At 72.5% G+C, this 20,660-nt stretch carries 18 protein-coding genes; 12 read left to right on the forward strand and 6 right to left on the reverse strand.

Going from position 1 to position 20,660, the window contains the following annotated elements:
* Positions 1–220: 220 nt before the first annotated feature.
* The 5 genes from IEY91_RS10525 to IEY91_RS10545 all read left to right on the forward strand — a co-directional run bounded on the left by IEY91_RS10525 (position 221) and on the right by IEY91_RS10545 (position 6,618).
* Entirely contained in the window at positions 221–1,165 is a 945-nt protein-coding gene (locus IEY91_RS10525) for a GbsR/MarR family transcriptional regulator (RefSeq protein ID WP_189173742.1), read from the forward strand.
* 172 nt (positions 1,166–1,337) lie between these two features.
* Entirely contained in the window at positions 1,338–2,282 is a 945-nt protein-coding gene (locus IEY91_RS10530) for a universal stress protein (protein ID WP_229696850.1), read from the forward strand.
* A gap of 239 nt (positions 2,283–2,521) precedes the next feature.
* Entirely contained in the window at positions 2,522–4,984 is a 2,463-nt protein-coding gene (locus IEY91_RS10535; protein WP_229696851.1) for a phosphoketolase family protein, read from the forward strand.
* A gap of 74 nt (positions 4,985–5,058) precedes the next feature.
* A complete protein-coding gene (locus tag IEY91_RS10540; RefSeq protein ID WP_189173744.1) occupies positions 5,059–6,024 on the forward strand; it encodes a universal stress protein in 966 nt (321 codons plus the stop codon).
* Positions 6,025–6,141: 117 nt separating this feature from the next.
* Complete coding sequence (locus IEY91_RS10545; RefSeq protein ID WP_189173745.1) at positions 6,142–6,618, forward strand: VOC family protein; 477 nt, start codon at positions 6,142–6,144, stop codon at positions 6,616–6,618.
* Positions 6,619–6,738: 120 nt separating this feature from the next.
* On the opposite strand, the gene IEY91_RS10550 is transcribed toward IEY91_RS10545, so the two are convergent.
* Both IEY91_RS10550 and IEY91_RS10555 read right to left on the reverse strand, forming a co-directional pair.
* A complete protein-coding gene (locus IEY91_RS10550) occupies positions 6,739–7,683 on the reverse strand; it encodes a hypothetical protein (RefSeq protein ID WP_229696852.1) in 945 nt (314 codons plus the stop codon).
* Positions 7,684–7,838: 155 nt separating this feature from the next.
* Positions 7,839–8,570: a YoaK family protein gene (locus tag IEY91_RS10555; protein ID WP_189173746.1), complete on the reverse strand. Its 732-nt coding sequence runs from the start codon at positions 8,568–8,570 to the stop codon at positions 7,839–7,841.
* 113 nt (positions 8,571–8,683) lie between these two features.
* Here IEY91_RS10555 and IEY91_RS10560 point away from each other — a divergent pair, with 113 nt between their 5' ends.
* A complete protein-coding gene (locus tag IEY91_RS10560; protein WP_189173747.1) occupies positions 8,684–9,874 on the forward strand; it encodes an acyl-CoA dehydrogenase family protein in 1,191 nt (396 codons plus the stop codon).
* Between the two features lie 40 nt (positions 9,875–9,914).
* Here the strand turns inward: IEY91_RS10560 and IEY91_RS10565 are convergent, their stop codons facing one another.
* The gene (locus IEY91_RS10565; RefSeq protein ID WP_189173748.1) at positions 9,915–10,646 is read right to left on the reverse strand and encodes an SDR family NAD(P)-dependent oxidoreductase; all 732 of its coding nucleotides are present in this window, start codon (positions 10,644–10,646) and stop codon (positions 9,915–9,917) included.
* Between the two features lie 94 nt (positions 10,647–10,740).
* Positions 10,741–11,535, reverse strand: coding sequence for an oxidoreductase (locus IEY91_RS10570; protein ID WP_164328779.1), 795 nt, complete (start codon positions 11,533–11,535; stop codon positions 10,741–10,743).
* Positions 11,536–11,721: 186 nt separating this feature from the next.
* Here IEY91_RS10570 and IEY91_RS10575 point away from each other — a divergent pair, with 186 nt between their 5' ends.
* The 4 genes from IEY91_RS10575 (at position 11,722) to IEY91_RS10590 (ending at position 16,721) form a co-directional block, all read left to right on the forward strand.
* The gene (locus IEY91_RS10575) at positions 11,722–12,714 is read left to right on the forward strand and encodes a GlxA family transcriptional regulator (RefSeq protein ID WP_189173749.1); all 993 of its coding nucleotides are present in this window, start codon (positions 11,722–11,724) and stop codon (positions 12,712–12,714) included.
* 120 nt (positions 12,715–12,834) lie between these two features.
* Entirely contained in the window at positions 12,835–13,473 is a 639-nt protein-coding gene (locus tag IEY91_RS10580; RefSeq protein ID WP_189173750.1) for a cysteine hydrolase family protein, read from the forward strand.
* A gap of 54 nt (positions 13,474–13,527) precedes the next feature.
* Complete coding sequence (locus tag IEY91_RS10585; protein WP_189173751.1) at positions 13,528–14,466, forward strand: oxygenase MpaB family protein; 939 nt, start codon at positions 13,528–13,530, stop codon at positions 14,464–14,466.
* Positions 14,448–16,721, forward strand: coding sequence for a serine/threonine-protein kinase (locus IEY91_RS10590; protein ID WP_189173752.1), 2,274 nt, complete (start codon positions 14,448–14,450; stop codon positions 16,719–16,721). Before IEY91_RS10585 ends, IEY91_RS10590 begins: the two co-directional genes overlap by 19 nt.
* A gap of 36 nt (positions 16,722–16,757) precedes the next feature.
* On the opposite strand, the gene IEY91_RS10595 is transcribed toward IEY91_RS10590, so the two are convergent.
* Positions 16,758–17,417 carry a hypothetical protein gene (locus tag IEY91_RS10595; RefSeq protein WP_189173753.1) on the reverse strand — a complete coding sequence of 220 codons (660 nt, stop codon included), beginning with the start codon at positions 17,415–17,417 and terminating at the stop codon, positions 16,758–16,760.
* 123 nt (positions 17,418–17,540) lie between these two features.
* On the opposite strand from IEY91_RS10595, the gene IEY91_RS10600 reads away from it, so the two are divergent.
* Positions 17,541–19,100, forward strand: a complete 1,560-nt coding sequence (locus tag IEY91_RS10600) for a phytoene desaturase family protein (protein ID WP_189173754.1) — start codon at positions 17,541–17,543, stop codon at positions 19,098–19,100.
* A gap of 149 nt (positions 19,101–19,249) precedes the next feature.
* Complete coding sequence (locus IEY91_RS10605; protein WP_189173755.1) at positions 19,250–19,897, forward strand: TetR/AcrR family transcriptional regulator; 648 nt, start codon at positions 19,250–19,252, stop codon at positions 19,895–19,897.
* A 47-nt stretch (positions 19,898–19,944) separates the two neighbouring features.
* Here the strand turns inward: IEY91_RS10605 and IEY91_RS10610 are convergent, their stop codons facing one another.
* The gene (locus IEY91_RS10610) at positions 19,945–20,640 is read right to left on the reverse strand and encodes a TetR/AcrR family transcriptional regulator (RefSeq protein ID WP_189173756.1); all 696 of its coding nucleotides are present in this window, start codon (positions 20,638–20,640) and stop codon (positions 19,945–19,947) included.
* Positions 20,641–20,660 lie beyond the last annotated feature (20 nt).

Raw genomic sequence — 20,660 nt, forward strand, 5'->3', positions numbered from 1 at the left:
TGCCTTCGCTGTTCATCGACCGCGAAAGCTACGTTGCGTTTATGTGGCTTGCAATTGCTTGGAGAGGTCATCGGGAGTGTTTTGGCGGGCCAATCCCACATTCATTGCAATGGAGTTGACCATGAATGCAATACCTTCCTCTTCGGCGTTGCAATGAGATGTCCGTGAACGCATACTGTCCGGGCCGGAGGACCGAAGCCGCGGAGGGGAGTACGAGACGATGCCCGGAGGCAGGCTCACCCACGAGGACCGGCTGCGCGTCGCGGCGGGGCTCACCGACGGGCTCGGCTACGCGGAGATCGCCCGACGCCTCGACCGGCCCACGTCGACCATCAGCCGGGAAGTGGCCCGCAACGGCGGCCCCCGCGGCTACCGGGCCGACCACGCCCACCACGCCACCGCGCGCCGCGCCCGCCGCGCCGCCTCCGCCCGTGACGCGGAAGCGCCCGCGGCCGACGCGGGGGACGGGCGCGACCCGGAGGCGGTACGCGGCTTCGTCGACCAGTTCGCGGAGCTGATGGTGCACACGGGGCTGCCGCGCATGGCGGCCCGCGTGCTCGCGAGTCTCGTCGTGACCGACTCCGGCGCGCTGACCTCCGCCGACCTCACGCGACGGCTGCGGGTCAGCCCCGCCTCGGTCTCCAAGGCCGTCGGCTACCTGGAACGCCTGGAGGTGCTGCGGCGCGAGCGCGGTGCCGCCGGGCGGCGTGAGCGTTACGTCATCGACGACGACGTATGGCTGCGCACCTGGCTGACCAGCGCCCGTGCGAACGCGATGATGGCCGACACCGCCCAGGCGGGTGCCGAGGTCCTCGACCCCGGCACGCCCGCGGGTGCCCGCCTCGCCTACATGCGGCAGTTCTTCACGAGCCTCAGCGACGACATGGCCGGCGGCACCACCGCGGCCGCCTTCGCCGACGCCCTGACCGTGCTCGCCGCGCTCGTCCATGCCGAAGTGCCGTTGGCAGTAGGGGAGTTGGCGGCTGCTCTCGGGTGGTCCGAGGATCGGGTCGTCACGGCGTTGTACGACGCCGAGCAGCATCCGGACATCGCCGATCCGTTGGCCGTGTGCCGTGACGCGGAGGGGGCGTACGCCGTCGTGGCCAGGTCGGATCGGCTCAGCGACGCCCAGCGTGCGGCGCTGCGCCGACCTGGAGTCTGCTGAGGGCCGGTCGGCCCCCTCGTTGGGCCGGTCTGCCTCTGCCCCGCTCGGGACGGGGCATGCCAACGTCAGGTAGGGCCCGCCGGGGGGCCTGCGTGCGGTCCGGGCGCAGGCGGCGGGCCCGCCACCGACGGACATGACGCCGCCGGACACGACGCCGAGGGGGCCGCACGCCGTGGACGGAACACTGATCGTCGGAGTGGACGGCTCGCAGGCCGCCCTGCGAGCCCTCGACTGGGCCGCCGACGAAGCCGTACGCGGCGGCTTTCCGCTGCGGATCGTGCACGCCTCGGGCTGGGAGTGGTACGAGGGCCACGAACCGTCGTTCGGCATCAACCGTGACGCCGTGCGCGCGCAGGCCGACCGAGTTCTCGAGGAGGCCGCCGACCGGGTTCGCGCCCGCACCGGCTCCGTCGTGGTGGCCAGCGAGGTCCTCGACGAGGATCCGGCCGCCGCGCTGATCGGCGAGAGCCGCCGGGCGGCCGGGGTGATCGTGGGCAGCCGGGGGCGCGGCCGCCTCGCCGGGCTGCTGCTCGGCTCGGTGAGCCTGTCCGTCGCCGCGCACGCCCCGTGCCCGGTCACTGTGGTGCGCGGTGGCGAGCAGAATTTGCGCGGTGGATTCGGGCGGGTCGTCGTGGGGGTCGACGAGGCGGCGGGGGACGGGGCTGCCGGGTCCGGGGCGGCGGTGGGGTTCGCGGTGCGGGCCGCTCGGTGGCGCGGGGCGGAGCTGCTGGCCGTGCACGCCTGGCGCCGGCGCGCGGGCACGCCGACTTCCACCTCCGGGTCCACGTCCACTTCCACGTCCGCCCCCGCTGACACGTCCGCCTCCGCGCCCGCTTCCGGCTCCGAGCCCGCCGCCGACCCCCGGCGCCTCCGCGCCGAGCACGAGCTGGACAACGCCCTGCACGCCGCGGTCCGCGCCCACGGCGCCGTCGACGTGCGCCGCGAGGCCGTCGAGGGCCAGGCCCGCGCCGCCCTGCTCGACGCCTCGGCCACCGCCGACCTGCTCGTGGTCGGCGCCCGCCGCCGCGCCGGCCACACCGGCCTCCAGCTCGGCCCGGTGAACCACGCCGTCCTGCACCACGCCGCCTGCCCGGTGACGGTGGTGCCCCATGCCTGACACAAGAGCGCGACCACGCGACGTAACGGATGCACCGGACGTATCAAGGCGAATCTCGGACGTACCACGACGACTCGCGGCGCCGCACACCCCAGGGGTACCAAGGGGAGTGCGGAGAACGAAGGGGCGCGCGTCGAGCGCCCCGCGCCGTACGCCCGCCCTAGTGGCCCGCACGCGCCCCGTCTGAACCGCGCCGCACGTGGAACCCGGCCACCCACCGGACAGAAACGAGGTCTCCCATGGCCAAGGATCACCTCAGCGCCACGGAAGCAGAGGCTCACGTCAGCGACACGGAAGCCAAGGATCACCGCAGCACCCCCGACGCCCGGGACCACCTCGGCGCCACCGACGCCCAGGACCGGCTCACCGCGCTGGACGCCCACTGGCGCGCCGCCAACTACCTCGCCGCGGGCCAGATCTATCTGCTCGCCAACCCGCTCCTGACCGAGCCGCTGCGGCCCGAGCACATCAAGCCACGGCTCCTCGGCCACTGGGGCACCTCACCCGGCCTCAACCTGGTCCACACGCACCTCAACCGCCTCATCAAGGAACGGGACCTCAAAGCCCTGTGCGTCTGGGGACCCGGCCACGGCGGTCCCGCCGTCCTCGCCAACTCCTGGATCGAGGGCAGCTACACGCAGACGTACCCGGACGTCACCCGGGACGCGGCGGGCATGGGGCGCCTCTTCCGGCAGTTCTCGTTCCCGGGCGGCGTACCGAGCCATGTCGCACCCGAGACGCCCGGCTCCATCCACGAGGGCGGCGAACTCGGCTACTCCCTCGCGCACGCCTACGGCGCCGCCTTCGACAACCCGGACCTTCTCGTGGCCTGCGTCGTCGGCGACGGCGAGGCGGAGACCGGGCCGCTGGCCGCCTCCTGGCACTCGGGGAAGTTCCTCGACCCCGTGCACGACGGCGCGGTCCTGCCGATCCTGCACCTCAACGGCTACAAGATCGCCAACCCGACGCTGCTTTCCCGCATCCCCGAGGCCGAACTCGACGCCCTGCTGCGCGGATACGGCCACGAGCCGCTGCACGTCTCCGGCGACGACCCGGAAACGGTCCACCGCGACCTCGCCGAGGCCCTCGACCGCGCCGTCGACCGCATCACCGAGGTGCAGCAGGAAGCGCGCTCGTCCGGCACGCGCGGGCCCAGGCCGGCCTGGCCGGTGATCGTGCTGCGTACGCCCAAGGGCTGGACCGGACCCAAGAGCGTGGACGGCGAGCCGGTCGAGGGCACCTGGCGCGCCCATCAGGTGCCGCTCGCGGGCGTGCCCGAAAACCCCGAGCACCTGAGGCAGTTGGAGGCCTGGCTGCGTTCCTACCGTCCGGAGGAACTCTTCGACGCCGACGGCCGCCCCACCCCGCAGGTCCTTTCCTGCGTGCCCGAGGGCGACCGGCGCCTGGGCGCGACCCCGCACGCCAACGGCGGCCTGCTCACCCGCACCCTGCCGCTGCGCCCCCTGGAGGACTTCGCGGTCGCCGTCGACAAGCCCGGCACCGCCCAGCACGAGCCGACCCGGGTGCTCGGCAAGATGCTCGCCAAAGTCATGGCCGACACCGCCGGGCGGCGCGACTTCCGGGTCGTGGGCGCCGACGAGACGGAGTCGAACCGGCTCGGCGACCTGTACACCGCGACCGGCAAGGCCTGGCAGGCGCAGACCCTGCCCACCGACGAACACCTCGCCGCCGACGGCCGCGTCATGGAGGTGCTCTCCGAACACCTCTGCCAGGGCTGGCTGGAGGGCTACCTCCTCACCGGCCGCCACGGACTCTTCTCCTCGTACGAAGCGTTCGTGCACATCGTCGACTCCATGGTCAACCAGCACATCAAGTGGCTGAAGACCTCCCGCGAGCTGCACTGGCGCGCGCCCATCCCCTCGCTCAACTACCTGCTGACGTCGCACGTCTGGCGCCAGGACCACAACGGCTTCTCGCACCAGGACCCCGGCTTCGTCGACCACGTACTCAACAAGAGCCCCGAAGCCGTACGCGTCTATCTGCCGCCGGACGCCAACACCCTGCTGTCCGTCGCCGAACACGCCCTGCTCAGCCGGGACTACGTGAACGTCATCGTGGCCGGCAAGCAGCCCTGCTTCGACTGGCTGACGCTCGATCAGGCACGCGCCCACTGCGCGCGCGGCGCGGGCGTGTGGGAGTGGGCCGGCACCGACGACGGCCTTCGCGACCCGGACGTGGTCCTTGCCTGCGCGGGCGACGTGCCGACGCTGGAAGTCCTCGCCGCCGCGGCCCTGTTGCGCGAGCACCTGCCCGAACTGACCGTGCGGGTCGTCAACGTCGTCGACATCGCCCGGCTGCTTCCGCGCGAGGAACACCCGCACGGCATGGCCGACTTCGAGTACGACGCGCTGTTCACCCGCGACAAGCCGGTGATCTTCGCCTATCACGGCTATCCGTGGCTGATCCACCGCCTCGCCTACCGCCGCAACGGCCACGCGCAGCTCCACGTACGCGGCTACAAGGAGGCGGGCACGACCACCACGCCCTTCGACATGGTCGTACGCAACGACCTCGACCGCTACCGCCTGGTCATGGACGTCGTCGACCGGGTCCCCGACCTGTCCGTCCGCGCCACGGCCCTGCGCCAGCTGATGGCCGACCACCGCACCCGCCACCACGCCTGGATCCGCGAGCACGGCACCGACCTGCCCGAGGTCGCGGACTGGTCGTGGCCCTACTGAATCCGGTCCGGCCCCGGTCCCCACCGCGGCCGGCCGACCCGCACCCGACCGACCACCCACCGCTGGGGCACGCCATGAAACACCATCGCTCGACGACCCAACCCCGCACCCATCTGCACACCCGCTCCCGTACCGCCACCCGGTCCGGCACCACCCGCGTCGTCACCGCGGGCATCGACGGCTCCTACGCGAGCCTGGACGCGGCGGACTGGGCCGCCCGCGAGGCCCTGCGGCACGGCGTGCCCCTGCGCCTGCTGCACGCGGGCACCGCTCCCGCGCACTCCGCCCGGGTGCGCAGGCTGCCCGCCTCCGCGGAGCGGGCCCGGGGCCTGCTCGACCGGGCCGCGATCACCCTCTCGTACCTCCACCCCGCCCTGGAGATCCACGCCCAGCAGCCCGCCGGGCCCACCGTCGCGGCCCTGCTCGCCGCCTCCGCCGAGGCCGAGACGCTGGTCCTCGGCTCGCGCGGGCTGACCGGCTTCCCCGGGTTCCTGGTCGGCTCGGTCGCCGCGGCGGTGACCGCCCGCGCCGAGCGCCCGGTGGTGCTCGTACGCGCGGGGGAGCGCCCGGAGGACGCGCACGCCCCCGACGACGACGGCACGCCCTCGCGCAGCACGCCCTACCGCCCGGTCGTCCTCGGCCTCGACCCGTCCCGCCCCGGCGAGGCCCCGACCGAGTACGCCTTCGACGCGGCGACCGCGCGCGAGGCACCGCTGCACGTGGTGCACGCCTGGACGATGGCGCCGCTCGACGCGTACGCGCCCGGACGGGTGCTCCCGGCGGACCTGGCCGGCCTGGAGCGGGACAACCGGCAGGCCCTCAGCGCCGCCCTGGAGCCGTGGCGGCGCAAGTACCCAGAGGTCCGGGTCGTCGAACGGATCTGCTTCGGCCGCGCGGGCCACCACCTGCTGAAGGCCGCCACCGGGGCGTCGCTCCTGGTCATCGGCCGCCGCAGGACGGGCGGGCCGCACCTGGGGCGCACCGCGCACTCGGCGATGCACCACGTGACGTGCCCGATCGCGGTGGTGCCGCACGACTGAGCGGAGCGACGTCCGTACGTCGGTGCTCGGGTGGCGATGAGTTCCGTGCCGCAGGACGGTCGATACAGGCAGCGGACGACGCGGCGACCGCTGCCGCCCACCGGACAGGAGAGCACCATGCCCAGGATCACCCCCAACCTCTGGTTCGACACCCAGGCCCAGGAGGCCGCGGAGTTCTACGTCTCCGTGTTCCCCAACTCGAAGGTCACGAATGTGACGAACTACGGCGATGCCGTACCGGACCGCGCAGGCACCGTGCTGACCGTGGAGTTCGAACTGGACGGCCAGCCCTACCTCGCGCTCAACGGCGGCCCCCAGTTCACCTTCGACGAGGCCGTCTCCCTCTCCATCGCCTGCGCCGACCAGGAAGAGGTCGACCTCTACTGGAGCAAGCTCACCGCCGACGGCGGCGAGGAGAGCCAGTGCGGCTGGCTGAAGGACAAGTTCGGCCTGTCCTGGCAGGTCGTCCCCGCCGAGCTCCCTCCCCTGCTCAACGACCCGGACCCGGGGCGCGCGCGGCGGGCCATGGAGGCGATGTTCAAGATGTCGAAGCTGGACGTGGCGGCGGTGCGGGCGGCGGCGGACAACGGCTAGGTCCGTCGGAGCCCGGACGAGGGACGGCCCCTCGCGGGACGATTTGCCGTCCACGAGGGGCCGCCGCCGGCGGAGCCGGGTGAAGGAGTGCGGTTCGGACCGCGCCCCGGCCGGACCGGATCAGCCGAAGGCGATCGAGCTGACCTTGTCGTCGAAGTTCACGGTGCGTAGGTCGGCGACGTCGCCGTTGATCACCTTGGACTCGCCCTTGCAGTCGGGGCGCGACCAGAGCTTCAGCGAGCCGCTGGCCGAGATGGACGACGCGACCTTCGGGCGGGCCACGTTCTGGCAGCCCTCGCCCGCCACGCCCTGCGCCGGGTCGATGAAGTTGGCGTTGTCGAAGAGGATCGCGCTGGTCGCGGGAGCCGCCTGCCCGGCCTCGTCCTGCCCGCCGCCCTGTGCGTCGTCGCCCCCGGCCGGCTGCCCCGACTTCTGGCCGTTCGGGGTCACGCCGAACCAAGTGCCGCCCACGCCCTGCCCGTTGGTGTCACCGGGCTTGAGGTCCTTGCTGAAGCGGTACACCGGCCAGCCGCCGACCGTCACCTGGCGCGTGCCGTCGTCCCGCTTGATGACGCCGACGTCCGACGGCTTCACGCCGTCGACGAAGATCTTGCCGCCCGGGTCGACCAGGACCGGCGGCCAGGTCGTCGCGCAGGCGCCGCTGCAGTTGGACTTGGAGGGCTGGGCGGTGTCCTTGTCGAAGCGGTAGAGGGTGAAGCCGGCGCCGTTCACCACGACCGGGTCGAGGTTGCCCGCCCGGCTCGCGGAGAGCTGGACCCACTTGCGCTGCACGGGCTTGGCGGCGGGCTTGCCCGGAGGGTTCGCCCAGTCGCCGGTCTTCTGCTGCGCGTTGTTCTGCTTGGCCGTGCCCGTGGGCAGGGAGAGGTTCATCGTGCCGCTGCCGCCACCGGCCTGGCCCTCGGCGGCCGGGGCGTTGGACCCCGCCTTGTCCGCGCCCTTCGAGTCGCCGCCGTCGTCGCCCCCGCCGCACGCGGTCAGGAGGAGCACGCCCGCCGCTGCGAAGGACGTGAAGAACATGGCCGGCCTGGTCTTGTTGCTGAGCATGAGAAGTCTCCTCGGAATCGGATCACTCGGACTTTCTGTGCCTTCGAGGCGTGAGTACGAGCGCCGTGCTCAGGCTTGTTCAGCCTTTTGGGGGCTGTGACCAAACCGAGACAATGTCTAAGCTGGGAGCCCGTCCGGAAATAGCTCCAGGCGGGTTACGAGGCCGATGCCTCAGGAGTCGTCTCCGGCCTCTCGCGATATACGCAGGCCGCGACCGTCACAGCCGCAGTGCTCACGAGCAGCGCCCAGCCCATTCCGTGATGGAGAACCAGCCACGCGCCGGGCAGCGCGCCCGCGACCATCGCGACGGCGGCGAGGATCCGGCGGACCGCGAGCGTGTCCTCGCCGCCCGCGAGCCGGGACTCGGTGGCGAGCCCGGCCAGGGTGCGCGTGAGCACGGTCGTCGTCAGATCCGGCACGTTCAACCTCAGTACGGTGCCGTTGCGCACCCCCATCGCGAGGGCGAGCAGCCCGATCAGGACGTACGTCGCGTCGGCGGCGCCCGCGAACGCGAGCACGGTCGTCGTACCGAGCAGCACCGCCTCGCCGACCAGCGCGACCCGCACCCACGCCGTCCGGCGCCGCCCGTGGAGCCGCCGGGCAAGCCGCCCCGCCAGGGCCGCGCCGACGAGGAACGCGCCGAGCGACACCAGCGACCCGATGACGGAGAACCCCGGCGCCCCCGCGGCGGCGAAGCCGATGACGACGACGTTGCCGGTCATGTTCGCCGCGAAGACGTGGCCGAGCCCGAGGAAGGTGACGGCGTCCACGAACCCGCTGACCACGGTGAGCGTGAACAGGACCAGGGCGAGGGGGTGCCGGTTGCCGATACGCGGCCCGGGGGTCTCGGTGCCCGTGCCGCCCGGCGGGGGCTGATGGTTCGTCATACCTCAGCCTCTCAAGTCATCGCCCTTCCGCCCTACTGAAACACGTTCTACTGTGTGCGCCGTCAAGCCGCAGCGCCACGACAGCGACGGGCGCAGGGACGACAGGAGGGCCCGTGCACCTCGAATACACCCCCGAGCAGCAGCGGTTGCGCGCCGAACTGCGTACCTACTTCGCCGCGCTCGTACCCGGCCACGCGCACACCCGCTACGCCGAGCCCGCCGCCCAGAAGCGGTTCTACCGCGAGACGATCCGCCGCCTGGGGGCCGACGGCTGGCTCGGCGTGGGCTGGCCCGAGGAGTACGGCGGGCGCGGGCTCTCGCCCATGGAGCAGTTCATCTTCTTCGACGAGGCCGCGCAGGCGGGGGTGCCGCTGCCGCTGATGGGCCTCAACACCGTCGGTCCGACGCTCATGCGGTACGGCACCGACGAGCAGAAGGCGTACTTCCTGCCCCGCATCCTCTCCGGCGAGATCGACTTCGCGATCGGCTACAGCGAGCCCGACGCGGGCACCGACCTCGCCTCGCTCAAGACCAGGGCGGTGCGCGAGGGCGACGAGGAGACCGGCCACTACACGGTGACCGGGCAGAAGATCTGGACCACCAACGGCGACACCGCGGACTGGGTGTGGCTCGCCGTACGCACCGACCCGGACGCTCCGCCGCACAAGGGCATCACCATGCTGCTCGTGCCGACGTCGGACCCCGGCTACTCCTGCACCCTCATCAACACCCTCGCCTCGCACGACACGACGGCCAGCTACTACGAGAACATCCGCGTGCCCGTCAGCCGCCGTGTCGGCGAGGAGAACAAGGGCTGGCGCCTGATCACCAACCAGCTCAACCACGAACGCGTCACCCTCGCCGCCCACGGCACCATGGCCATCCGCGCCCTGCACGACGTACAGCGCTGGGCCGCCGACACCAAGCTCGCCGACGGCCGCCGCGTCATCGACCTGCCCTGGGTGCGCCGCCGCCTCGCGCAGACCCACACGAAGCTCGACGCGATGAAACTCCTCAACTGGCAGATGGTGAACGCCGTCCAGGACGGCACCCTCACCCCGCAGGACGCCTCCGCCGTCAAGGTCTACGGCTCCGAGGCCCGCCGCGAGGCCTACGCCTGGCTCATGGAAGTCGTCGGCTCCGCCGGCGCACTGAAGGAGGGCTCGGCGGGCGCGGTCCTCCACGGCGAACTGGAACGCGGCTACCGCTCGGCGGTCATCTTCACCTTCGGCGGCGGCAACAACGAGATCCAGCGCGAGATCATCTCGTGGATCGGGTTGGGGATGCCGAGGGTGCGGCGCTGACGGCCTCGCCTCCTGGTGCGCCCCCCTGGAAGCGTGCTCGCTAGAACGCGGTGCCGCCGGCGTCGACGTGGAGTGTGGTGCCGGTGATGTAGGCGGCGCGAGGTGAGGCGAGGAAGTGGATCGCCTCCGCGATCTCGCGTGCGTCGGCGGTCCGCTGGATGCCCAGGTCCTTGGCCACGCCCTCGTTGCCCTCCTCGCCCCATTCGGCGAGCACGCCCTCGGTGCGGGTCGGGCCGGGGGCGACGCTGTTGACGCGTACGCCGCCGTCGGCGAACTCCTTCGCCCAGGTGCGGGTCAGCGAGGTCAGCGCGGCCTTGGACGCGCTGTACGCCGAGGCGGCGGGGAAGCCCCTGAAGGCCGCGAGCGAGGTGACGTTGACGATGCTACCCTCGCCCTTCTCGAGCATGTGCGGCACGAGCGCGGCGACCAGGAAGTAGGCGCCCCGCACATTGGTGTCGAAGATCCGCTCGTAGTCCGCCACGCTCTGCTCGACGGTGAGCGAGGTGGGGAAGGTGCCCGCGTTGTTGACGAGGATGTCGACCGGACCGCTCTGGCGGCCGAGTTCGGCGACCGAGTCCAGGTCGGACAGGTCGGCGCGGATGAAGCGGACCGCACCGTCCTCCTGTGCGGTGTGCACGGCGCTTTTGCCGCGCTGGGCGTCGCGTCCGCTGATGACGACCTCGGCGCCCGCGCGGGCCAGCAGCCGGGCGGCCGCCAGACCGATGCCGGAAGTGCCGCCGGTGACGAGTGCGGTCTTGCCCTGCAATTCCATGTCGCGTGACCTTTCGTGACGCCTTGGTGGCGTTGGGATTTGTGGCGTTGGGATTTCGTGAAATGGCTGGCGTGTTCTTGGAATTCCGTCGGCGTCAGCCCCTGGGGAATTCGCCGCCGTCCACGACGAGATTGCTCCCGGTCAGCCAGCTCGCCCGGTCGGACATGAGGAACAGCACCGCGTCGGCGATGTCGTCGGGCCGGCCGTCGCGGCCCAGCGGCGCGGTGTCGTCGGCGCTGGTCGGGCCCGGCTCCGCGCCCATGCGCGCGGACACCTCCGCCCACTGCTCCCGGGTCGCCTCGCCGCCGGGCGTTGCGGTCCTGCCGGGGGACACGGTGTTGACCCGGATCCCGAACGGGGCCAACTCCAGGGCAAGGCCCCGGCTGTAGTTGTCCAGCGCCGCCTTCGCCGCCGTGTAGTGCAGGAACGGTGGGGCCACAGTGGGGACCGCGGCCGAGGAGACGTGCACGATCACCCCGGAACGCCGTTCCCGCATCCCCGGTGCCAGCAGCGCGTCCAGCCGCACCGACGCCAGGAGGTTCAGGTCAAGCGCGTCCTGCCACTGCTCGTCGGGGATGGCCAGGGCACCCTCGTGCGGTCCCGCGCCGCCCGCGTTGTGGACCAGGACGTCCACCCCGCCGAGCTGCTTCTCCGCGGCCTCGGCGAGCGCCTGCGCGCCGGCCCGTGTCCGCACGTCGGCCTCCACGAAGGCGGCCCCGTCCGGCACGGTGTTCGTCGCCGACCTCGCGGTCGTGAGCACTTCGGCGCCCGCGTCGAGGAGTTGGCGTACGACGGCCGCCCCGATTCCGCGAGAGCCACCTGTCACCAGGGCGCGCTTTCCCGCGAGTTCCCGTATTCCCGATCCCGATCCATTCGTGTTGGTGGCCATGCCGCCGGTCCTCTCGATCGCGCGATTGCTTAACGGTTTTGACGGTACGTACGGAAAGGAGCGCGAGGCAAAGACGAAATATCAGCAGGTGCCATAGGGAAGTCCTATGGCACCCCGGGACGTGATGTCCGGATGTGACAGTCAGCCGTCATTGCGGCCATGCGCCACAGTGCGGAGGATGGGGACATGCCCCTTCCGCACCGGGTCGTCATCGCGGTCTTCCCCGATGTCGACCTCCTCGACGTCACCGGCCCGGCCGAGGTCTTCGCGCTGGCCAACCGGCAGGCCGCGGGCCGCGCCCGGTACCAGGTCCGGCTCGCCGGTCCTGCCGCCGGTGAGGTGCGGACGTCGGCGGGTGTGCGGCTGCTCGCCGACCTGGGCTTCGACGAGGTCGGCGGGGACGTGGACACCCTGCTGGTGCCGGGCGCGGTCGACCTGACCGCCGACGGGCCCCGGGCCCGGATCGACCCCGATGTCGTGGCCTGGGTGAAGGGGACCGCGCCGCACGCCCGGCGGGTGGCGTCCGTGTGTGTGGGCGCGCACGTACTGGCGGCGGCCGGGCTGCTCGACGGGATGACGGCGACCACGCACTGGTCGACCGCCGCGCAGCTCGCCGCCGAGCATCCGTCGGTGACGGTCGACCCGGACCCCATCTTCGTCCGCACGGACCGCGGCCGGGTGTGGACCGGCGCCGGGATCAGCGCCTGCCTGGACCTCGCGCTCGCGCTGGTGGCGGAGGACCTGGGGGAGGAGATCGCGCTCGCGGTGGCGCGGGACTTGGTGATGTACCTCAAACGGCAGGGCGGGCAGAGCCAGTTCTCCGTGCCGTTGAGTCGGCCCGCGTCCGCCCGGCGCGACATCGACGAGCTGCGGCTGTGGATCGCCGACCACCTCGACGAGGACCTGTCGGCGGAGGTGCTCGCGGCCCGGATGTGCCTGAGCGAGCGGCACTTCGCCCGCGTCTTCAAACAGGAGACGGGGGCCAGCCCGGCCGCCTACGTCGAGGCCGCCCGGGTCGAGGTGGCCCGGCGGCTGTTGGAGACCACCGACGTCCCCCTCGACCGGGTCGCGGCCGGGGCGGGGCTCGGCTCGGCGGAGACCCTGCACCGTTCGTTCAGGCGACAGCTCGCGACGACGCCCGCCGCGTACCGCCGCCGCTTCCGCACACAGACCCCCTGACGACCCTTCACTTCACTTCACTCACCGCGGGCCATCCCCGCCCGCAGGCATGGCGAAGAGCTTCGCCATGCCTCGATTCCCTCTCAACCCACCTCTCAACTCCCTTACGAAAGGCACCCCATGAGCACCGACAAGCCCTCCGCCAACCAGCCCTCCACCACCCTGCGCGACGTCATCGGCCTCGACAACAATCCGCCCAAGCTGAGCGACTCCGTACTCATCCTGATCGACTTCCAGAACACCTACCGCACTGGTGTCATGGCCCTGGAAGGCGCCGAGGAAGCCCTCGCGGCCGGCGCCCGCCTCCTGGAGCGCGCCCGTGCCGCGGGCACCCCGGTCGTGCACATCATCAACGACGGCGGCGAGAACACTCCGTACGACATCCGCGCCCACATCGGCGCCATCAGCGACGAGGTCGCCCCGGCGGACGGCGAGACGGTCGTGGTCAAGCAGTTCCCCAACTCCTTCCACGCCACCGAACTCGAGAAGACCCTGACGGATCTGGGTGTCGCCCCCGGCAGCGGCAAGGACCTGGTGCTCGCTGGCTTCATGACGCACATGTGCGTCAACTACACGGCCCAGGGCGCCTTCAACCTCGGCTACCGCCCGACCGTCGTGGCCGAGGCGACCGCCACCCGCTCCCTCACCACCCCCGACGGCACGCCCCTCCCCGCCGCAAGCCTCCACACCGCGGCCCTGACCACCATCACCGACCTGTTCGGCACCGTCGTGCCCACGGTGGACGCCCTGCCCGTGTGACAACCCGGGACGCGCCGCCGAACTGTGCGTAACCTGCGGTAAGGAGGTGGCGGCATGCGTGAGGCGGACGCCGGGCTCTTTGGGCCCTCGTCGGTTACCTGGCAGGTGCACGGGGATCCCATGATGTGGGTGGCGGGGGTGCGGGCGCTGTACTTGCAGGCGCTGCATCCGCGCGCCGTGCGGGGTGTCATGCAGAACTCGGACTTCCGGAAGGACGCCTGGGGGAGGCTGATGCGTACGGCCCACTTCGTGGGGACCACGACGTACGGGACCACCGAGGCCGCGGAGAAGGCGGGGGCGCGGGTCCGGAAGATTCATACGATGCTGTCGGCCGTCGATCCGGACACGGGGGAGCGGTACGGGGTCGACGAGCCCGAGCTGCTGCTGTGGGTGCACTGTGCGGAGATCGACTCCTATCTTCACGTGGTGCGCCGCTCCGGGTTCCGGATGAGTCACGCGGCCGCCGACCGGTACGTCGCCGAACACCGCGAGAGCGCCCGTCTGGTGGGGCTCGACCCCGGCGACGTACCGGCGTCCACGGCCGAACTGGCCGCCTATTTCGAGAAGGTGCGGCCCGATCTCGCCGCAGGACCCGAGGCGCGTGCCGTCGACGACTTTCTCCAACGGCCGCCGACGCGGGCCCTGTTCGTCCCGGCGCGCGACCTGCTGTGGCGGCGCGTCGCCAACCTCGCGTACGCGTCGCTGCCCCGCCACGCCCACGAGCTGTACGGCAGGCCCGTCCCCGCGCCCCGGACGGTCACCCGCCGCCTGGTCACCACCGGCACCCTGCTGCGCCTGATCCCCAACCGTGTCCGCTGGCAACTCCCGCCGAAGCACATCCTGCGCGCCATGGCCCGCCTCGGCCCCGGCAGCCGCCCCGACCCGCGCAAAGTCCCGTACAAAGTCGACAGACGGGACGCCATACTGGACGGGCCGGGGAGGGCGCAGCGAGGCAACGGGGGCGACGGCACGCGATGGCGGACACCAGGCTGATCCAGGGCCGGTATCGACAGCTCGACCTGATCGGTCGGGGCGGCATGGGCGAAGTGTGGCGGGCGCGCGACGAATCGCTCGGCCGCGAAGTCGCCGTCAAGTGCCTCAAGCCGCTCGGGCCGCAGCACGACCAGTCGTTCACGCGGGTCCTGCGGGAGCGGTTCCGGCGCGAGGCGCGGGTCGCGGCGGCGCTCCAGCACCGCGGAGTGACCGTCGTGCACGACTTCGGGGAGCACGACGGTGTCCTGTTCCTGGTGATGGAGCTGCTCCAAGGGCGCAACCTCAGCCAGCTCCTGGAGGACAACAGACAGCACCCACTGCCCGTCGCCGACGTCGTGGACATCGCCGACCAGGTCGCCTCCGCGCTCGCGTACACCCATGAACAGGGCATCGTGCACCGCGACTTGAAGCCCGCCAACATCATGCGGCTCATCGACGGCACGGTGAAGATCTGCGACTTCGGGATCGCGCGGCTCGGCCACGACATCGGCTTCACCTCCCGGCTCACCGGCACGGGCATCGCCATGGGCACCCCGCACTACATGTCGCCCGAGCAGATCAGCGGCGCCGAGGTCGACCAGCGCAGCGACCTGTACTCCTTCGGCTGTGTGCTGTACGAACTGGCCACCGGAGCCCCGCCGTTCGACCTGGAGGACGCCTGGGCGGTGCTCGTCGGGCACCGTGACACACCGCCCGAGCCGCCGCGCCGCCACCGCGGCGAGCTGCCCGTGTACTTCGACCGGATCGTCCTCGACCTGCTCGCCAAACAGCCCGACGAACGGCCCCGCGACGCCCGGGAGTTGGGCCGCCGCATCGTCGCGGGCCGCAGCGCGCCCGCGCCCCTCGCGTACGTGCCGACCGTCGTCTCGTCGCCCCTGCGCCGCCCTGAGCCCACGCCGCAGCGTCGTGAGCCCGCGCCGCACGTCCGGCGCGAGCCCGCCCTGCCGTCCTGGACGCGCGGCATGACCACCGGCCACAAGGCGACCGGCGCCGGCCTGCGCACCACCCCGCCGGACGCCGCGGCGGGCCTCACCGGGGAGTGGATCCCGCGCGCCACCGGCCGCCACACCGTCGTGCCGCCGCCCGCCCCGGAGCGGCCCGCGCCCGCGCCGTCCGTGGTCGCCTCCCTGGTCAGCCGCCACAACGCGGGCCTGAGCCTGGGCCGTCTCGGCCGCTGGGCGGAGGCGGGGGAGGTGCACCGCGCGGTCGCCGCCGAACGCGAGCACGTGCTCGGCCCCGACCACCCCGACACCCTCGCCAGCCGCTACGAGGTGGGCTTCACGCTCAGCCGCACCGGGCGCCCCGCGGACGCGCTGCGTGAGTACGGCCGCGTCGCCGAGGGACGCGAACGCGCCCTGGGAGCCGAGCACTTGGAGACCCTCGCGGCCCGGCAGGAGATGGCGTACGTACTCGGCCAGCTCGGGCGGCACTTCGAGGCACACCAGGTGTACACGCAGGTGCTCGCGGTGAGGGAGCGGGCCGCGGGACCCGACCACCCCGACACCCTGCGATGTCGCCACAACCTGGCCTTCAACCTCAGCCGCCTCGGCCGTCTGGAGGACTCCTACCGGCTGGCCCGGGAAGTCGCCGTCGCGCGGGCCCGCGTCCTCGGCGCCACGCATCCCGACACACTCGTCACACGGTACGAAGTCGCGTACGCCCTTGGCCAGTTGGGGCGGTGGCCGGAGGCCCTGCACACCTACCGCGAGGTGGCCGACGCCCGGATCAGGGCGCTCGGCGCCGACCACCCCGACACCCTCGCCGCGCGCTACGAGGTCGGCATCAGCCTCGGCCGCCTCGGCCGCAGCGCCGAGGCCCTGGAGCTGTACCGCGCCCTCATCGACGACCGCACCCGCGTCAACGGCCCCGCCGACCCCGAGACCCTGCGCGCCCGCCACGGCCTCGGCGTGAACCTGGGCCGCCTCGGCCGCTGGGAGGAGGCGCTCGTCGAGGCCCGCGACGTGTGCGCGATCCGGGAACGGGTCCTCGGCGGCAACCACCCCGACACCCTGGTCAGCCGCCGCGAGGTGGCCGTCGGCCTGGGCTGGCTCGGCCGCTGGCCCGACGCCCTCACCGAGTACCGCCGCGTCGCCTCCGCCCGCGAACAGGTCCTCGGCCCCGGCCACCCCGACACCCTCGCCAGCCGCAACGACGAGGCCCACTGCCTGGAACAGCTCGGCCGCGGTACGGAGGCGGTGGAGCTGTACCGGAGGGTGGCGGCGCTGCGGCAGCAGCGGGCGTCCGGGGCGCACTGAGGCCCGGGGCGCGGCCCGCGCGCCCCCTCAAGCCGGTCAGCCGCGGAGCTGGACGGGCGCGCGCATCTGGGCCAGCTCCGGGTCGCCGGAATCGTCCAGCGGGGTGCCCTCCGGGTACCGGGCGCAGTCGGCGTACCCGACGACGTTCAGGCGACCGGCGGGGTAGGCGGTGACCGACACCGACGCGTTGCCCTCCGGAGGCGCCACCTTCAGGCGGAGCCAATGCCGGTTGTTGTCGTACGAGACGACCTTCCAGCCCTCCCGGGTCAGCTCCTTCTTCGCGTGCTGCAGGGCGGTGACCGCCCGGTCGTGGGGGACGTCGCGGAGCGTCCAGTCGTAGCTGACGTTGACGACGTGCGGTTCGCTGGAGGGTGAGGCGCTGAGGCCTTCGCCCCAATTGCGCATGCCCCGCCGGTGGCAGCCGTAGCCCTTGGCCTCCGCGCCGACCCCGGACCGCTCGGTGTCGAGCCGGGCGTCCGGCAGGGCGAGGGCGTCGTACACCGTCTGCGTACGCTCGTCGATCCTGCGGGACGAGGCCGCCGGATCGGCGACGGGATACGGGTCGCCCCGCCAGACGCCCTCGAACCACAGCCCGGCGCCGACGATGGCCGCGAGCGCCGCGGCGCCTCCCACACCTGCCACTGCCACGGTCCTCGCCTTGATGGGGCGCGCGGGGTCGACGAGATTCTTTGCCATGCGGGCATCGTGCGATGGCGGCCGGGCGGCGGGCATGAGTACGCGTACTCAGCGGCGCACAGGGACATCCGAAAATCCGTCCGCGCACCCGCTCGTCCGCCCGATTCCGTGCTACCAAGGATCATGCGATCCAGCTACGACGTCGTAGTAGTCGGAGGCGGCCACAACGCCCTGGTGGCGGCCGCCTACCTGGCCAGGGCGGGGCAGTCGGTGCTGCTCCTGGAGCGGCTGAGGGAACCCGGCGGAGCCACCGTGTCGACGCGTCCGTTCCCCGGCATGGACGCCAACCTCTCCCGCTACTCGTACTTGGTGAGCCTGCTGCCGAGGAAGATCGTGCGGGATCTCGACCTGGACTTCCGGGTCCGTACGCGCACGGTGTCGTCGTACACCCCGACGGTCCGCGACGGCCGTCCCACCGGTCTCCTGGTGGGCGGCGGCGAGGCCCGCACGCGGGAGGCGTTCGCGCGGCTCACCGGTGGCGACCGTGAGTACGAGGCCTGGCGGGAGTTCTACGCCCTCACGGCCCACGTCGCCGCGAAGGTGTTCCCCACGCTCACGGAACCCCTGCCCGCGAAGGCGGAACTGCGCCGCGTGGTGGACGACGACACGGCGTGGCGCACGCTCTTCGAGGAGCCCATCGGCAAGGCCGTCGAGGCGCGGTTCGCGGACGACCTGGTGCGCGGCGTGGTCCTCACGGACGCGCTGATCGGCACGTTCAGCGACGCCCACGACCCGTCGCTGCGGCAGAACCGCTGCTTCCTCTACCACGTGATCGGCGGCGGCACCGGCGACTGGAACGTCCCCGTCGGCGGCATGGGCGCCCTCACCCGCGCCCTCACCGACGCGGCCCGTGCGGCCGGCGCGGAGCTGCGCGGCGGCCACGAGGTGACCCGCGTCGAGACCGACGGGCAGCGCGCCGAGGTGACGTACCGGACCGAGGACGGCGAGGGCACGGTCGGCGCCGGACACGTCCTCGTGGGGGCCTCGCCCCAGCAACTCGCCACCTTGACCGGCGACACCCCGCCGCCCCCGGCCGAGGGCGCGCAGCTCAAGGTGAACATGCTCCTGAAGCGGCTGCCCGCCCTGCGGGACCCGGACGTCGACCCGCGGGACGCCTTCGCGGGGACCTTCCACATCGCGGAGGGGTACGAGGAACTGGCGCGGGCGTACGCGGAGGCGGCGGCGGGCGGGCTGCCCGCGGCCCCGCCGTCCGAGATCTACTGCCACTCCCTGACCGACCCGACCATCCTCGGCCAGGACCTCGTCGACCGCGGCTGCCACACCCTGACTCTCTTCGGCCTGCACACCCCGGCCCGCCTCTTCACCGACGCCACCAACGACGTGGTGCGCGCCGAACTGATGGCCTCGGCCCTCGCCCAACTGGACGCGCACCTCGCCGAGCCGATCGCCGACTGCCTGGCCACCGACGCGGACGGGCGCCCGTGCGTCGAGGCGAAGACCCCGCTCGACCTGGAGCGCGACCTGCGTCTGCCCGGCGGCAACATCTTCCACGGCGACCTGTCCTTTCCGTACGGGGACGACAACACTCCGGAGGGGAAGGGCCGTTGGGGCGTGGAGACACGGCACCCCAACGTCCACCTCTGCGGTGCGGGCGCGGTGCGCGGGGGCGGGGTCAGCGGGATCCCCGGGCACAACGCGGCCATGGCGGTATTGGGGCGATGAGCTCCGGACGGGGAGCGGAACGCGCTGGTGTACGGTCGGACACCGTTCCATGCGCGAGGCTCCGCGGGGTGAGGAACGGTTCCCTGAGGGGCGGTTCCTGAGGGGCGGCCCCCCCCACGCGTGAGTGACAGAAACGAGAGGTACGCACGATGGCTTCCCGACGCGGCGGTCGCGGCCAAGAGGAATCAGGCACCCCGACCTTCACCGAACAGGCCCGCCGCAGGCAGCTCATCGAGTGCACGATCGACCTGATCTCCACCAAGGGCTACCCCGGGACGTCCCTGTCCGCCATCGCGGAACAGGCGGGCCTGTCCAAGGCGGCCGTCCTCTACCACTTCTCGTCCAAGGACAACCTCACCCGCGCGACCCTGGACCACGTCCTCGGGGAGTTCACTGCGTACGTCGCCGAGCGTGTCGCGGCCGCACCGGACCCGCGCGACGCGGTGATCGCGTACGTCCGCGCCATGATCGGCTACCAGCAGGCGCACCGCCGTCACGTCCGCGTCATCACGGAGATGCTCCTGGACGACCACGGCGGCACCCGCCTCAAGACCCCCGGCAGCCACGACACCGCGGGCCGCATGCAGTCCCTCGCCGACCTCCTGACGGCAGGTCAACAGGCGGGCCGCTTCCGCTCGTTCGACCCCGTCACCGTCTCCCTCGCCGTCGGCGGCGCCATCGACGGCGTCATCAGCCACTGGCTCACCCACCCGGAACTCGACTTGGACGCGGCGGCGGACGAGCTGGAGAGGTTCACGCTGCACGCGATCGGGGCGGCCGGGAGCGGCGACCGCTGAGCCGGGCTGCTGGGCCGGTTGACGACGACGGTCGGCGGGGGCCCGCGTCAGGGTGTCGACGTCAGGAACCCGTCGACCACGCGCCGCGCCCTCGCCCCGGCCTCGCCGTCGCCGAGACGCAGTGCCGTGTTGGTGGCCGTGAACACCGCGTCGATCTGAAAGGCGGTCAAGTCGGCGTCCAGGGAAGGGATTTGACCGTCGGTGACGGCGTGCCGCAGTTCCGCGGCGAGGAGGGCCACCCAGTCGCCCTGCTGCTGGAACAGCGCGTCGTGGACGGGGCCGGGGCGGCTGTCGAAGTCGGGGCGGTTCGCGGCCCAGAAACAGCCGCCGGTGAACAGGGGCGTCTCGGCGTAGCGGAGCCAGCGCTCCGTCAGGGCCCGCAGTCGGGCGGCGCCACGCGGCGCCTCGGACGCGGGCCGCACCACCTCGTCCAGGAACGCCTCACCCGCCGCCGCGACGGCCGCGAGCTGGAGCTTCTCCTTCGTGCCGAACAGCGTCGCGACGCCGCTCTTGCTCAGCCCGAGATCGGTGGCGAGGCGGCCGATGCTGAGGCCGTTGAGACCTTCCAGGGAGGCGACGTCGACGGCGTGGCGGGCGATGGTGCGGCGTGCGCGTTCACCGCGCAGGAGGCGGCGGTCGGTGGTGGCCGCGCCCGCTGTGCCGGCTGCGGTGCTTGGTGTGCGCGCTGTGCCGGCCGTTGGGGCTGCGGTCGCAGTCGTCGTCGCGGTGTCGTCCTCGCTCATGCGGCCATCCTCCCACGTCT

It is taken from the genome of Streptomyces lasiicapitis, assembly GCF_014646335.1.
In the GTDB taxonomy this organism is placed as follows: domain Bacteria; phylum Actinomycetota; class Actinomycetes; order Streptomycetales; family Streptomycetaceae; genus Streptomyces; species Streptomyces lasiicapitis.

Coding starts and splice junctions, on each gene's coding strand:
- IEY91_RS10525 (WP_189173742.1), top strand. CDS start 221: ATGCCCGGAGGCAGGCTCACCCACGAGGACCGGCTGCGCGTCGCGGCG.
- IEY91_RS10535 (WP_229696851.1), top strand. CDS start 2,522: ATGGCCAAGGATCACCTCAGCGCCACGGAAGCAGAGGCTCACGTCAGC.
- IEY91_RS10540 (WP_189173744.1), top strand. CDS start 5,059: ATGAAACACCATCGCTCGACGACCCAACCCCGCACCCATCTGCACACC.
- IEY91_RS10545 (WP_189173745.1), top strand. CDS start 6,142: ATGCCCAGGATCACCCCCAACCTCTGGTTCGACACCCAGGCCCAGGAG.
- IEY91_RS10550 (WP_229696852.1), bottom strand. CDS start 7,683: ATGCTCAGCAACAAGACCAGGCCGGCCATGTTCTTCACGTCCTTCGCA.
- IEY91_RS10555 (WP_189173746.1), bottom strand. CDS start 8,570: ATGACGAACCATCAGCCCCCGCCGGGCGGCACGGGCACCGAGACCCCC.
- IEY91_RS10565 (WP_189173748.1), bottom strand. CDS start 10,646: ATGGAATTGCAGGGCAAGACCGCACTCGTCACCGGCGGCACTTCCGGC.
- IEY91_RS10570 (WP_164328779.1), bottom strand. CDS start 11,535: ATGGCCACCAACACGAATGGATCGGGATCGGGAATACGGGAACTCGCG.
- IEY91_RS10575 (WP_189173749.1), top strand. CDS start 11,722: ATGCCCCTTCCGCACCGGGTCGTCATCGCGGTCTTCCCCGATGTCGAC.
- IEY91_RS10580 (WP_189173750.1), top strand. CDS start 12,835: ATGAGCACCGACAAGCCCTCCGCCAACCAGCCCTCCACCACCCTGCGC.
- IEY91_RS10585 (WP_189173751.1), top strand. CDS start 13,528: ATGCGTGAGGCGGACGCCGGGCTCTTTGGGCCCTCGTCGGTTACCTGG.
- IEY91_RS10590 (WP_189173752.1), top strand. CDS start 14,448: ATGGCGGACACCAGGCTGATCCAGGGCCGGTATCGACAGCTCGACCTG.
- IEY91_RS10595 (WP_189173753.1), bottom strand. CDS start 17,417: ATGGCAAAGAATCTCGTCGACCCCGCGCGCCCCATCAAGGCGAGGACC.
- IEY91_RS10600 (WP_189173754.1), top strand. CDS start 17,541: ATGCGATCCAGCTACGACGTCGTAGTAGTCGGAGGCGGCCACAACGCC.
- IEY91_RS10605 (WP_189173755.1), top strand. CDS start 19,250: ATGGCTTCCCGACGCGGCGGTCGCGGCCAAGAGGAATCAGGCACCCCG.
- IEY91_RS10610 (WP_189173756.1), bottom strand. CDS start 20,640: ATGAGCGAGGACGACACCGCGACGACGACTGCGACCGCAGCCCCAACG.